Annotated in this window: 11 protein-coding genes; 5 read left to right on the top strand and 6 right to left on the bottom strand. The window is 37.2% G+C overall.

All coding sequences use genetic code 11. The annotated features are described in order from the left end of the window. Positions 1-86 precede the first annotated feature (86 nt). On the bottom strand, positions 87-932 hold the full coding sequence (locus tag B8977_RS14260; RefSeq protein ID WP_084018966.1) for an RteC domain-containing protein: 846 nt from the start codon (positions 930-932) through the stop codon (positions 87-89). Between the two features lie 377 nt (positions 933-1,309). Between B8977_RS14260 and B8977_RS15135 the strand changes: the two genes are divergently transcribed. From B8977_RS15135 to B8977_RS14240, 5 genes are all read left to right on the top strand, one after another. Continuing rightward, entirely contained in the window at positions 1,310-1,447 is a 138-nt protein-coding gene (locus tag B8977_RS15135) for a hypothetical protein (protein ID WP_159447504.1), read from the top strand. A gap of 147 nt (positions 1,448-1,594) precedes the next feature. Then, entirely contained in the window at positions 1,595-3,292 is a 1,698-nt protein-coding gene (locus B8977_RS14255) for a glycoside hydrolase family 28 protein (protein ID WP_084019042.1), read from the top strand. A gap of 91 nt (positions 3,293-3,383) precedes the next feature. Beyond that, positions 3,384-4,325, top strand: coding sequence for a pectinesterase family protein (locus B8977_RS14250; RefSeq protein WP_084019041.1), 942 nt, complete (start codon positions 3,384-3,386; stop codon positions 4,323-4,325). Between the two features lie 12 nt (positions 4,326-4,337). Next, on the top strand, positions 4,338-5,303 hold the full coding sequence (locus B8977_RS14245; protein WP_084018964.1) for a pectinesterase family protein: 966 nt from the start codon (positions 4,338-4,340) through the stop codon (positions 5,301-5,303). A gap of 15 nt (positions 5,304-5,318) precedes the next feature. Continuing rightward, a complete protein-coding gene (locus B8977_RS14240; RefSeq protein ID WP_084018962.1) occupies positions 5,319-6,056 on the top strand; it encodes a rhamnogalacturonan acetylesterase in 738 nt (245 codons plus the stop codon). 161 nt (positions 6,057-6,217) lie between these two features. On the opposite strand, the gene B8977_RS14235 is transcribed toward B8977_RS14240, so the two are convergent. The 5 genes from B8977_RS14235 to B8977_RS14215 all read right to left on the bottom strand — a co-directional run bounded on the left by B8977_RS14235 (position 6,218) and on the right by B8977_RS14215 (position 12,845). Beyond that, positions 6,218-7,420, bottom strand: coding sequence for a DUF4861 family protein (locus B8977_RS14235; RefSeq protein WP_245828575.1), 1,203 nt, complete (start codon positions 7,418-7,420; stop codon positions 6,218-6,220). Positions 7,421-7,440: 20 nt separating this feature from the next. Beyond that, positions 7,441-8,457: a glycoside hydrolase family 43 protein gene (locus tag B8977_RS14230; RefSeq protein WP_084018960.1), complete on the bottom strand. Its 1,017-nt coding sequence runs from the start codon at positions 8,455-8,457 to the stop codon at positions 7,441-7,443. A gap of 114 nt (positions 8,458-8,571) precedes the next feature. Continuing rightward, a complete protein-coding gene (gene xylE / locus B8977_RS14225; RefSeq protein WP_084018957.1) occupies positions 8,572-9,999 on the bottom strand; it encodes a D-xylose transporter XylE in 1,428 nt (475 codons plus the stop codon). Positions 10,000-10,002: 3 nt separating this feature from the next. After that, complete coding sequence (gene xylA / locus B8977_RS14220; protein ID WP_084018955.1) at positions 10,003-11,331, bottom strand: xylose isomerase; 1,329 nt, start codon at positions 11,329-11,331, stop codon at positions 10,003-10,005. A 20-nt stretch (positions 11,332-11,351) separates the two neighbouring features. After that, a complete protein-coding gene (locus B8977_RS14215) occupies positions 11,352-12,845 on the bottom strand; it encodes a xylulokinase (RefSeq protein WP_317043220.1) in 1,494 nt (497 codons plus the stop codon). Positions 12,846-13,310: the final 465 nt, after the last annotated feature.

Raw genomic sequence — 13,310 nt, 5'->3', positions numbered from 1 at the left:
TTGCCCATATATGCCAATTGGCATATATGGGCAAAGAAAAAGCAGTACATTTTGTGTACTGCTTTCAAACACCCGTGCTGATGTTGCTAAAGGTCTTTATCCATATACTCTTCGAGGGAAATTTTGAGCTGGTCTAAAAACACCGTTCGGGAGCCTGCCCTTGTTTTCATTCGGTGGAAAGAATGATGTATATCGTTCAAGGGCGTTCGGAAGAGGATTTGGAAAATCAATGCTAATTTCCTGATGCCTATTTTCCCGTATGCAATAGATTTGGAAACATACAGGGCGTAAATCAATTCTATCAGTGCATTTTGCGAGTTCGTCCACGAAATGTCTTTGTTTCCATCACCGTTTATTGAAATGGTATCGGGATTTTTTTCAGGGTTTATTTTGGTAAGCAAGAAAGTATAAAGTAATTCATTGGCTATAATATGGGCAACTTTGTTATCGTAATAAGTAGAAAAGCTAAGGTCAATTTCAAATACACTACTTTTTAGACCATCGTGGTAATTGATTTTTCCGAGCCTGAAATAACTGTGGTCACGGTCAGTTCTGCCTGCACGATAGTACCTGTAAAAATCCTCATTGGATATGCTTTCCTTGTATTCGGATTTGAGGATTTTAAGTTGGTTTTCAAAATAACTTTGGTGTATTCTCCCTGCACTTACGGGGCAGGTAGTTTCAATGCGGAATACCTTATTGTAATAAATAAGTTTTCCTAAAATCTGCGGTTTGATATTCTTGAAAAAATTGATTTCCTGCCGTTCGTCCTTAAATCCGGTTTGTAAGACTTTCATCTTTATGGTAAATAGCATTTCCTTCAGGAATAAGGTCATTTGGTAAGCCTCATCAGCAGTTTGCATAATTTGAGAAGAAAGATTATCTTCCTGATGCTGAATTTGCGATAATATTTTACTCAACACGATTTCCATAGCTTAGTCTGTTAAAAGTTATCACTACTTGTTTCGGAACCACATTTTAATTGATATACCAAAACTTGGAAATAATATGTAAACCATTATCACATTGTGTCCCCATATTGGGAAAGATTTATTTCCAATTACGCTTTTTGATGTATATTGGAAAAGCAGAAAAAGGGTTAAGTACACTACGACTTAACCCTTTTTTTATTAAATTTGCAATAATGATTTACAAGGTAATCAGATGAAAGCGAGTGCAGTAAGCACCATTACTAAATCGTTACCGATAGCACTTTCGGTTCTTGTAAACTACTCTTTATTAGCCACTTTGGGCTATATTAATCTTTTTTTTAAAAAAAGGAAAAGATTTTGTTTCGGAAAAATACTTCATGAATCTTCCAAAAGGGAAATATGAAGCATATCCTGAAGGTCAGGAAGACAATACACATTTCCAAACAGAAGGTGCTAAAGTTGTGGCCGGATTGGTTTTTAATGAATTGAAGAAAATAACAAACAGCAATGATTAAATTTATTCATATCAAATTTATTGCTTTTGTATTGGCCTTTTTTATGCTGATTCTACCACAACAGCCTACATTTTCAGGAGAAAATCATGCCTATACAACTGAAGTTATTTCTGCAAAATTTAAATTTATAATTAACACATGACTAAAATGAAACATTCAACAGAAAAATTAAATAAAATGTCAAAATACACTCAATTGTTCACGAGCATCCTCGCATTGTTTTTTTCATTTCAAATTCAGGCACAGACTGACGTCTACAAAGATATTGAGTTCAATATGCCAAAGGTTTTAGAAACCGGTTTCCCAAACAAATCAGTCAACATAACTGAATTTGGAGCAAAACCGGACGGGATTTTCAAAAATACAAAAGCCATCAACGATGCCATTTCGGACATCAATAAAAAAGGCGGCGGAAAAGTAATCGTTCCAAGAGGTATTTGGTTGACGGGTCCGATTTATTTCAAAAGCAATGTAAATCTGCACATGGAAGACGGTGCTTTGATTTTATTCAGCCGTGATTTTGATGATTATCCTTTGATTGAAACGAGTTTTGAAGGGTTAAACACCACCAGAAATGCTTCGCCTATCATGGCGCACAACGTACAAAATATCGCCATCACAGGAAAAGGAATCATCGACGGAAGCGGAGACGCTTGGCGTTACGTGAAGAGAGGAAAAATGACCGATGCCCAATGGAAAAAATTGGTTGATTCGGGTGGATTGGTTTCACAAGACGGCAAAATGTGGTTTCCATCTGAAAGCTCAAAATTAGGTCATGAAAGCAGTTCAAATTTCAATGTTCCTGATAAAATCACCAAGGAAGATTTAGTGAAAGTCAAAGACTTTTTGCGTCCCGTGATGGTCAGTATCGTGAAATCTGACAGAATCCTTTTAGACGGTCCGACTTTCCAGAATTCTCCTGCCTGGAACATTCATCCATTGATGAGCTCCAACATCATTATCAGAAACCTCGATATCAGAAATCCCTGGTATTCGCAAAACGGTGACGGTTTGGATTTGGAATCTTGTAAAAATGTTTTGATTTACGACAATAAATTCGATGTGGGTGACGATGCGATTTGTATCAAAGCAGGAAAGGACAAAGACGGTAGAGACCGAGCAATTCCGACAGAAAATGTAATCATCAAAAACAATGTTGTGTACCACGGACATGGCGGATTTGTAGTGGGAAGTGAAATGTCAAGCGGTGTGAAAAACGTTCACGTTTCAGGTTGTACTTTCATCGGAACAGATATAGGATTGCGTTTCAAAACGACACGGGGCCGCGGTGGTGTGGTGGAAAACATTTACATCAGCAACATCGATATGATCAACATTCCTTCGCAAACCATCGGATTCAATATGTTTTACGATGGAAATTCTCCAATTATCGAAGAAGACCAAAGTTCTGATGCGGAAGCAAGAAACGAAAAATTGGTCCCGGTTACGGAAGAAACGCCGGCTTTCAGAAATATTTTCTTTAAAAACATCAATGTAATTAATTCTGATGAAGCCGCATATTTTGTTGGTTTGCCTGAAATGAATTTGAAAAATATCGTGATTGAAAATTCAAATTTTGAAACAAAAAAAGGAATCACCATCATCGATTCAGATGAAATTATTTTGAAAAATGTAACCTTGAAAACTACCGAATCAGGAATCCCTGTGACCATTTACAACAGTAAAAACATTGACATTTCAACGCTGGAAATTGATTCAAAAGAGTCTGTTTCACTAAAAGTATTGGGTGAAAAAACAACGAATGTGAAGATTCCTGAAAATGTAAAAAAGAATCAGAAATTACTTCAGACTTCTAAAGATTTACCGAAAAATGCCATTAAATAATTGATTTAATTAATTCATAATTTTATAAAAAATCACTCTGAAAAACATTTTGAAACAAAAGAGTGATTTTTTTTTCGAAATTAAATTTAACATGAATAAAATATTTTCTTTGTTATTAATTCTCTCTTCTTTGTCATTTTTAAATGCACAAGAGGAATTTCATTTTACGATTGCAAAAGACGGTTCCGGAAATTTCAAAACCGTTCAGGATGCGATCATGCATTTGCCGGATTTCAGTAAAGTTCCGGTCAGGGTTTTGATCAAAAACGGCACTTACAAAGAGAAAATAATTCTTCCGAGCTCCAAAACCAACATTCATTTTATCGGAGAAAGCAAAGAAAAAACCATTTTGACCTTTGACAATTATTCCAAAAAATTAAATGCAATCGGACAAGAAATAGGAACTTCAGGTTCAGCTTCATTTTTTGTTTTCGGAGATGATTTCACTGCGAAAAACATAACTTTTGAAAATTCTGCAGGCGAAGTAGGACAAGCCGTTGCGATGCGAGTGGAAGCGGATAAAGTTTATTTCAAAAATTGTGATTTCCGCGGAAATCAGGATACGTTGTATTTGGTAAAAGGCGGCGGAAGACATTATTTCCTGGATTGTAAAATCGAAGGAACGGTTGATTATATTTTCGGTGCGGGAACGGCCTTTTTTGAAAATTGTGAATTGATCAACAAAAACAACGGTTACATTACCGCAGCATCCACGCCGGAAGGACAGAATTACGGCTATGTTTTCTGGAACTGTAAAATAAGCGGCGACACGCCTGATTCATTTTATTTGGGAAGACCTTGGCGTCCTTATGCGAAAGTAATTTTTGTGAATTGTGAAATGGATGAATCTATCAAAGCAGAAGGATGGAATAATTGGGAAAAAGAAAGCAGCGAAAAAACCGCTTATTATGCTGAAATCGGTTCCAAAGGAAAAGGCGCGTCGAAAACCAGAATCAAATGGAGCTATATTTTAGATCCAAAAGAGACGCATAATTTCACCAAAGAAAAAGTATTGGGCGATTGGAAACCTTAAAAATTCATCATTATGAAATTAAAATCATTAGGATTGGTATTAATGTTGGGAAGCATTTTAAATGCAGCTGAACCCTACATAAAATTGGTCGTGGCACAGGATGGAAGCGGCAATTTTACTTCTGTTCAGAAAGCAATTGATTCTTTGCGTGATTTGGGTCCGGGTGAAGCTTTGGTTTACATCAAATCCGGAACTTACAATGAAAAAATTGAAATCCGTTCATCAAAACATCACATTACCATTCAGGGAGAAAATCGCGAAAATACCATCATTGTGAATGATGATTATTCAGGAAAAATTGATGAATGTACTCAGCAAAAAATGACGACTTTCAATTCTTACACTTTTCTTGTTGTAGGCGACGACATCAAAATTGAAAATATCACGATTAAAAATTCTTCTTGTAATCAAGGACAAGCAGTTGCTTTGCATGTGGAAGGCGACCGATTTATCATGAAAAATTCAAATATTTTAGGTTGTCAGGATACGCTTTATACTGCGACAAACCAAAGCAGACAATACTATGAAACCTGTCACATCGAAGGAACAACCGATTTTATTTTCGGGCAAGCTACAGTAGTTTTTCAGAATTGTACCATTAAAAACCTGACTGATTCTTATGCTACCGCCGCAGCGACTGACAAAGAAAATCCTTACGGTTATGTGTTTTTCAATTGCGAACTAATTGCCAAAGAAGGAATTACAAAAGCCTTTTTGGGAAGACCTTGGCGTCCTTATGCGAAAACAGTTTTCATCAATTCAAATATCGGGAAGCACATTGTCCCTGAAGGTTGGGATGCATGGCCGGGCGATAAAATGTTTCCTGAGAAAGAGAAAACTGCTTATTATGCCGAATATAATAACAAAGGTGAAGGCGCAGAGAATTCTAAAAGGGTAATCTGGTCACATCAATTGACCAAAAAAGAAGCTAAAAAATATAATTTGGAAAATATTTTCAGAGGATGGATTCCAAATTAATTCAAATTTAAATTCATGCAAAAATTCATTTTAATCATATTCATGGTATTCAATTCAATTTCTTTCGCGCAGGAAAAAGCAACCTTATTTTTGATTGGCGATTCAACAATGGCAGACAAAAAAGATCCGGATAAAAATCCTGAACACGGTTGGGGACAAATGCTTCCGGAATTAATGTCGGGAATTGAAATTCAAAATCATGCTGTCAACGGAAGAAGTTCCAAAAGTTTCCGAAGCGAAGGCAGATGGGAACCTGTTCTCAAACAAATTAAAAAAGGAGATTTCGTCATCATACAATTCGGGCATAATGATCAGAAAGACCAGGATTCTGTAAGGTTTACCAATCCCGCGACGCAATACCGCACCAATCTGGAAAGATATGTAAACGAAGCCAGAGAAAAAGGTGCAATTCCGATTTTGATGACTTCGATTGTTAGGAGAAATTTCAATGAGAAAGGTGTTCTCATCGATACGCATGGCAATTATCCTTTGGTGGTGCGAATGGTTGCAAATGATTTAAAAGTTGCTTTTGTGGATTTGCAATTGCTGACCGAACAATTGGTTATTTCTTATGGTCCTGAAAAATCAAAAGATCTGTATCTGCATTTTGAAAAAGGTCAAAATGCTTATTATCCGGAAGGAAAAAATGACGATACACATTTGTCTAAATTGGGTGCGGCTTTGACAGCTGAAATGGCTTTGAAACATTTGGCGGGATTAAATGTTGGATTAGAAAAATTTATAACAAATTAATATCATTCCGACAAAGCAGGAATCTCATTCTTTCATAAATTCTTCATTTTGCTGCACTGTATTCAAAAAAATTTTGTCAAAGTTGTAGAGCACCCAGAAAATTTAAGAATAAAAAAAGCCAACATCTAACGACGTTGGCTTTCAATTTAAAGTAACGCAAATTACTTCACAACAACAATCTTCAACGGACTTGCCAGTATCTGTGCCTGCTTGTCCAGTATTTTTTCCCAATCTTTTACAGTATTCACTTGTCCGCTTTTTTGCCATGCAAACCCTGCGTAGTAAGTTAATTTCCCTGCCGGTTTTGTAACCACCAAAAGGTTGCTTTGATCAACGACATCTGATTTATGTGTGAATGCCGTATCTACAATCGAAGGATCAATGACGATTCCTTGTCCCACATAAGCATCATCGATTTTTTCCCAATGACGAAACCATCCTTTTTCGGAATTGATGTTCGCTTCGCCTTCATTTCTGTGGAGGGTAATCCCTGCAGTATAGTTCGGAACAGGTTTTTCTGATTTGAAATTAGATTCAAATTTTGAGAAATTGGAACCGATATCCAATGTGATTCTTTTCGTTTCGCTGATTTTATAATCGCTCCAAGGTGCATAAGTCAATTCGAAAACGGTTCTCAAAGGACCTGCAGAAATTGTTTTGTGCGCAGTGAAATTTTGAGAAACCAATAATTCCCCATTGTCCCAAACACCCAAAGCTCCGGTTCCACGGCTGTCGCCCACATGGTATGGGTCATAACCTTCGCCTTTGTCCACATGGTAAAACATTGGGTCGGTCAGATAACCTTTGTACCATTCGTCAATTACAGATTTATCTGTTCTTTTTAACCAAATATCCACACCGCTGGAAAGGGTCGCTCCTTTTGTTTTTTTGAGTGCTTCCTCCTGCCCTTTCGGTCCATAAACGCGGAAAGCTATCTTTTCATTTTCCCAAGTATAATCGTCAAATCTTTCAGGGACGATGCGCGAATAAGCAACTGCTTTGCTCTTCGGGTTTATCTTTGAAGCATCTGCTACAAATTCATAAAAGAGTTTTGTTTTTGGCTCAATTTTCACTTGGAAAACCAATTCATCTTCTTTACCGTCACTGTCATAATCGATCCACTGAAGAGGCAGATATTCGGTTTCTCCCTGCAATTTGACGCGGATATCGGCAGGTTTGTTTTTTTCGAGTAAATTTTTCAATTCAGCTGCCTGAACAGCCACTACTTCTTCTCTCGCAAAATCAAGTTCATTCTCTACCGAAACAGAAAATGCATCTGCAGCAACGGAATCTTTTTTACAATTAACAGCAATCATACATGCGGCTAACAATAAGAGATTGGGTACTTTTTTAACTGAAAACATATTTTTTATTTTGAATTAATTTAATCTAAACCATTTAATGTTTGAATCGTTCCGTCAGGATTATGCGTCAATTTTCTATACTTCACATTTCTGAGATAATTCTTCCCTGACTTTTTCGTGTCATGGTAAAAAATGTACCACTCGTCCTCCACTTCAATAATGGAATGGTGCGTCGTCCAGCCTTTCACCGGCGTCATAACAACACCCTGATAGTTAAACGGTCCATAAGGATTGTCACCCATAGCATAACAGATTTTGTGCGTGGTTCCGGTGGAATAAGACAAATAATATTTACCATTAAACTTATGTACCCAAGCACCTTCAAAAAATCTTCTATCTTCATCTCCTGCTTTGATTGGATTTCCTTTTTCGTCCAAAATCAAAACGTCTTTCGGCTCTTCTGCCAATGAAATCATGTCCGGTTTAAGCAAAGCTATTTTTGGTGATAATGCATTTTCGTCTTTGGCAGGTTCATCGTTATTTTTTGAATAAATGTTGTTTCTGTATTTCTGAAGCTGCCCGCCCCTGATTCCTCCGAAATAGAGATAATATTTTTGATTGTCTTCGTAAACCGCAGGATCCATGCTGTAAGTTCCCTTTACGTAATTTTTTTCAGGTTTAAATGGACCTTGAGGTTTGTTTGATTTGGCAACACCAATTCTGAAAATTCCATCTTTGTCTTTTGCCGGAAAATAAAAATAATAAACGCCGTCTTTGTGTGCCGCATCAGGTGCCCAAAGCTGTTTTGATGCCCACAGAACATCTTGCAATCCAAATGCCACGCCATGGTTTGTGATTTCACCGCCGATTTTATCCATCGAATAGACGTGGTAGTCTTTCATGTTGTAATGTGCGCCGTCGGTACCGTCTGTCACTCCCGTTTCGATGTCGTGTGAAGGATAAATGAAAATCTTTCCGTCAAACAAATGCGCAGAAGCATCGGCACTATAGATGGTATCTGTCAGGTATCTGATTTCGTCTTGTGAATAAATGAATATACTCAAGATAAACAATGACAAAGACAATTTAATTTTCATTTTTGTTTAAATTAATTATAAAAAAAGAACTCTCTAAATTCCTAACAATCAAAAAAAATGAGAGCTCTTTAAACTAAAACATTAATCCTTTATTTTTAAATTCTTTCAAACAAATTATTTTTTCCAAATTCCTTCGATTTCTTCCAATGATTTCCCCTTGGTTTCGGGAACCATTTTCCAAACAAAGAACAAAGAAACTAGACTCATTACGCCATAAAATCCATAGGTAAATGCGCCACTGAATTCCATCATAAACGGATAAGTAGATGATATCAAATAATTGGCTGCCCACTGAATTGCAACTGCAATTGCAATGGCTCCGCCACGAATTTTATTCGGAAAAATTTCTGAAATCAATACCCAGCAAATCGGTCCCCATGACATCATGAATGATGCGGTGTAAACGATAATGAACACCAATGTCCAGATGCCGATGATTCCGTAATAGGACATGATAGAAATGGCGAACATACCAATTGCCATACCTACTGAACCAATGATGAGTAAAGGTTTTCTACCCCATTTGTCAACCGTGAAAATTGCGATTACCGTAAATACTACGTTGATCAATCCCATCACAACGGTCTGCATCATGGAAGCATCTTTGGCTACACCCATGCTTTCGAAAATACGTGGTGCGTAGTACAATGCCACATTAATTCCTACAAATTGTTGAAATACAGAAAGCAAAATACCGATGATAATTACTTTTTTACCAAAAGAAAAAATGCTGCTTTTCTTTTGTTCAACCGTTTCTTTGATTTCTGCGAAAATTTCTTTTGCGCGTTCTGCTCCATTGATTTTTGTAAGAATTTTCAATGCTTCATCGTCTTTGAGGACAATCGTCAAATAACGCGGCGTTTCAGGAACTAAAAACAATAAAAGTCCGAATAATCCTGCAGGAATGGTCAATGACAAAAACATATAACGCCATCCGATTTCGTTGATCCATTCGATGGTTTGTCCGTCAGCAATTCCCCAATTCACAAAATAAACGACCAACATCCCGAAAATAATCGCAAACTGATTGAGTGAAACCAATCTTCCGCGAATCTCTGCCGGAGCGATTTCGCCGATATACATCGGACAAACTGCGGATGCTAATCCGACACCGATCCCACCTAAAATTCTGTAAAAATTAAATGCAAGCAATAATCCCATGGAATGTTCTCCTTTTTCAAAGAATAAAAATTCCGGATAAGCAGAACCTAAAGCACTGATAAAGAATAAAAAAGCTGCGAGCATTAATGATTTTTTACGACCTAAACGGGAAGAAAAGAAACCTGAAACAGCACCTCCCATGATACACCCAATCAAGGCACTTGAAATCGTGGCGCCATGCGCGAGTGAGCTCAATCCCAAAGGTTTTATCATGTATTCTTCCACAGAACGTTCTGCACCGGAAATCACCGCTGTATCGTAACCAAAAAGCAATCCACCCAAAGTCGCAACGAGCGTCAGCACCGTCACATAAACCATGTTGATTTTGGCTTTGGTTTTACTGGGCGTGAATTTAGGACCTGAATTTATAATGACAGCCATCGCTTATAAATATTGATTGATAATACTTTCTAAATATTCCTGTTTTCCGCTTTCTCTCCCTACTTCGCCCAATCCTTCTGCGTGTGCGGCCAAATCAGCCAAAGAAAGTTTTCCTTCTTCGAAATTTTTACCTTTTCCGCTGTCAAATGAAGCGTATCGGTTGGTTCTGATTTCGGTATATTTTGATTTTTCTAAAATTGCATCTGCCGCTAAAAATGCTCTTGCGAAATTATCCATTCCACTGATGTGCGCGATGAAAATATCTTCTAAATCTGTTGAATTTCTTCTGATTTTTGCGTCGAAGTTAACTCCACCGCCTGCAAATCCACCCGCTTGGATAATCACTAACATCGCTTGTGTCATTTCATACAAATCAACCGGAAATTGGTCTGTATCCCATCCATTCTGATAATCTCCGCGATTCGCGTCGATGCTTCCCAAAACGCCATTGTCAGCCGCTACTTGTAATTCATGTTCAAAGGTATGCTGCGCCAAAGTTGCATGATTAACTTCAATATTTAATTTGAAATCACCTAATAAATCGTATTGACGTAAGAAATTTAAACAAGTCGCCGCATCGAAATCGTATTGATGTTTTGTAGGTTCCATCGGTTTTGGTTCCAGAAAGAAAGTTCCTTTGAAACCATTGGCACGTGCGTAGTCTTTTGCCAAATGTAAAAACTTAGCCAAATGCTCCTGCTCGCGTTTCATGTCCGTGTTCAACAAAGACATATAACCTTCGCGTCCACCCCAGAAAACATAGTTCTCACCGTTTAATTTAATGGTCGCATCCAAAGCATTTTTCACTTGTCCGCCTGCATACGCCAACACATCAAAACTTGGATTAGTTGCCGCACCATTCATGAATCTTGCATTGGAAAAACAGTTCGAAGTTCCCCACAATAATTTCACATCGGAAGCCGCTTGTTTTTCTTTGGCGTAATCGGTGATGAATTCTAGTCTTTTCGTCGATTCATTGAAATTTTCTCCTTCGTCAATTAAATCAAAATCATGGAAACAATAATAAGGCACGCCTAATTTTGTAAAGAATTCAAAGGCAGCATCCATTTTATCGGTTGCTTTTTGTTTGGCATCTGAACTCGCTAACCAATCAAATTGCTGTGTTCCCACACCAAACGGATCTCCGCCCGTTGCGCAGAACGTGTGCCAGTAAGCCACCGCGAATTTGAAATACTCTTTCATGGATTTTCCACGAACAACTTTATTTTCGTCATAATATTTGAATGCCAAAGGATTGTTTGATTCTTTCCCTTCGAATTCAATTTTTCCAAGTCCTTTGAAATATTCTTTGTTTCCTGTGATTATTGACATTGTAAATTGTATTTTTTATGTTAATTATTTAATATTTGATTTAGTTTGTCTCTCCACTTATTGTAGCTCTCTTCGTAGTGTGATTTGTTTTCATTGTGAGGATGATAAGTGGTGATGATGTCTTTGTCCATCAGAATTTCGCCGATAGAATTAAACGCACCTGCTCCCATTGCAGCCGCACGGGCCGCACCTGTAGAACCGGTAGTATCTATTATTTGGATTTCCACATTTTGTAGTGTAGCAATAGTTTCCGCAAACATTGGCGAACGGAACAAATTGTCGCCTCCGGCTTTGATTATTCCTTTTTGCAATCCGTCATTCATCAAAATATCCATTCCATACACGAATGAATAAGCGATTCCTTCCAAACCTGCTCTGTACAAATGTTCGCTTTTATGTCGGTTGAAATTTAAATTGTGAATGGACGAACCAATATCTTTGTTGTTTAACATCCTTTCCGCACCATTCCCAAAAGGAAAAATCAATAAGTCATCTGAACCAATCGGAATTTGCGATGAAATCAGATTCAGATCATAATAACTCTCTTTCCCCTGTGCAACCTGATGGCGTAACCAACTATATTGAATTCCGGCACCGTTGATGCAAAGCATTTTTCCGATTCTTGGATTTTCATTTGTATGATTGATGTGTGCAAAATTGTTGATGCGAACGGGTTCTTTGGAAATAATGTTATCCGTAATTCCGTACACAACGCCTGAAGTACCGCCAGTTGCAGCGATTTCTCCGGGATTCATCACGTTCAATGACAAAGCATTGTTAGGCTGATCGCCTGCCCGGTAATAAATCGGAATATCCCTGGCCAGTCCGGATTCTTCCGCACCTTTTGCTGAAACTTTACATTGAATTTTGAAATTTTCGACTACATCAGAAACCAATTGAGAATCGATTCCAAATTGATTCATAATCGTTTCCGAAACCTGACTTTTTTCAAAATCCCAAAACACACCTTCGGAAAGTCCAGTGATGGTTGTGGTCGCTTCGCTCGTCAATTTCAACGCGATGTAGTCTCCAGGCAGCATGAATTTCCAAACCTTATCGTAAATTTCCGGTTCGTTTTCTTTAACCCATTTTAATTTGGATACTGTGAAATTTCCTGGAGAATTTAATACTTCTTTCATGCATTTCTCCTCGCCTATTGCGTTGAAACCCTCTTCACCAACACTTACCGCACGGCTGTCGCACCAAATGATTGACGGTCTGAGCGGCATTTTGTCTTCCCCTACCAAAACCAATCCGTGCATCTGATAAGAGATTCCAATTCCTTGGATGTCGTTTGGATTGATTTTATTTTCTGTGAGAATTTTCTGGGTTACGGTACAGAATATTTTCCACCAATATTCAGGATTTTGCTCTGCCCATCCAGGTTCTGGAGAATCAATCGGCATTTCATTATTTGGATGTTTGGTATGCGCAATCAATTTTCCTTTGGCATCAACGATTGATGCTTTGATAGATGAACTTCCTATGTCGTAACCTATAAATTTCATGTTCATTTGTGAGAAAAGCTGTCTTTTCTTTAATTAATAAATTAGATTATGTGTTAAAAATTAAATCCAAACAAGTAATGCAATCGATTACAATATTTAATTAAAATATTTAACTTGGTGTCAATTGGACAATATTACAAAAAATATATAAATGTTGAGCTTTTTGATAAATTAAATTATACATCCTTTCAATTAATAGTTTTAAAATTCTGACAATCATAGTTTTAAATAATAATTAAATATTAATTCTTATAAACTATATACCTGATTTTTAAGAATAACTCTTAAGATTGTTCACTATACGTCGATGTAATATTCATATTTAGTATTGAATATCATTAGATTTTTGTAATCGATTACAATATTTAAAATTAATAAAAAACCCTCTCGCCCATTTGACAGAGAGGATTTCAACAATCTCAACTATGAAACAATTTTAATTTAATAATTCCTGATGTTCACACTCCCGCT

It is taken from the genome of Moheibacter sediminis, from assembly GCF_900176425.1.
In the GTDB taxonomy this organism is placed as follows: Bacteria; Bacteroidota; Bacteroidia; order Flavobacteriales; family Weeksellaceae; genus Moheibacter; species Moheibacter sediminis.
The sequence above is the reverse complement of the archived record's forward strand: the minus strand, read 5'-3'. Positions and strand labels throughout refer to the sequence as shown.

What these genes read in the sequence shown, in the direction of transcription:
- B8977_RS14215 (WP_317043220.1), bottom strand. Translation starts at nt 12,845, where the DNA reads ATGAACATGAAATTTATAGGTTACGACATAGGAAGTTCATCTATCAAA.
- xylE (WP_084018957.1), bottom strand. Translation starts at nt 9,999, where the DNA reads ATGGCTGTCATTATAAATTCAGGTCCTAAATTCACGCCCAGTAAAACC.
- B8977_RS14245 (WP_084018964.1), top strand. Translation starts at nt 4,338, where the DNA reads ATGAAATTAAAATCATTAGGATTGGTATTAATGTTGGGAAGCATTTTA.
- B8977_RS14230 (WP_084018960.1), bottom strand. Translation starts at nt 8,457, where the DNA reads ATGAAAATTAAATTGTCTTTGTCATTGTTTATCTTGAGTATATTCATT.
- B8977_RS14250 (WP_084019041.1), top strand. Translation starts at nt 3,384, where the DNA reads ATGAATAAAATATTTTCTTTGTTATTAATTCTCTCTTCTTTGTCATTT.
- B8977_RS14240 (WP_084018962.1), top strand. Translation starts at nt 5,319, where the DNA reads ATGCAAAAATTCATTTTAATCATATTCATGGTATTCAATTCAATTTCT.
- B8977_RS14255 (WP_084019042.1), top strand. Translation starts at nt 1,595, where the DNA reads ATGAAACATTCAACAGAAAAATTAAATAAAATGTCAAAATACACTCAA.
- B8977_RS15135 (WP_159447504.1), top strand. Translation starts at nt 1,310, where the DNA reads ATGAATCTTCCAAAAGGGAAATATGAAGCATATCCTGAAGGTCAGGAA.
- xylA (WP_084018955.1), bottom strand. Translation starts at nt 11,331, where the DNA reads ATGTCAATAATCACAGGAAACAAAGAATATTTCAAAGGACTTGGAAAA.
- B8977_RS14235 (WP_245828575.1), bottom strand. Translation starts at nt 7,420, where the DNA reads ATGTTTTCAGTTAAAAAAGTACCCAATCTCTTATTGTTAGCCGCATGT.
- B8977_RS14260 (WP_084018966.1), bottom strand. Translation starts at nt 932, where the DNA reads ATGGAAATCGTGTTGAGTAAAATATTATCGCAAATTCAGCATCAGGAA.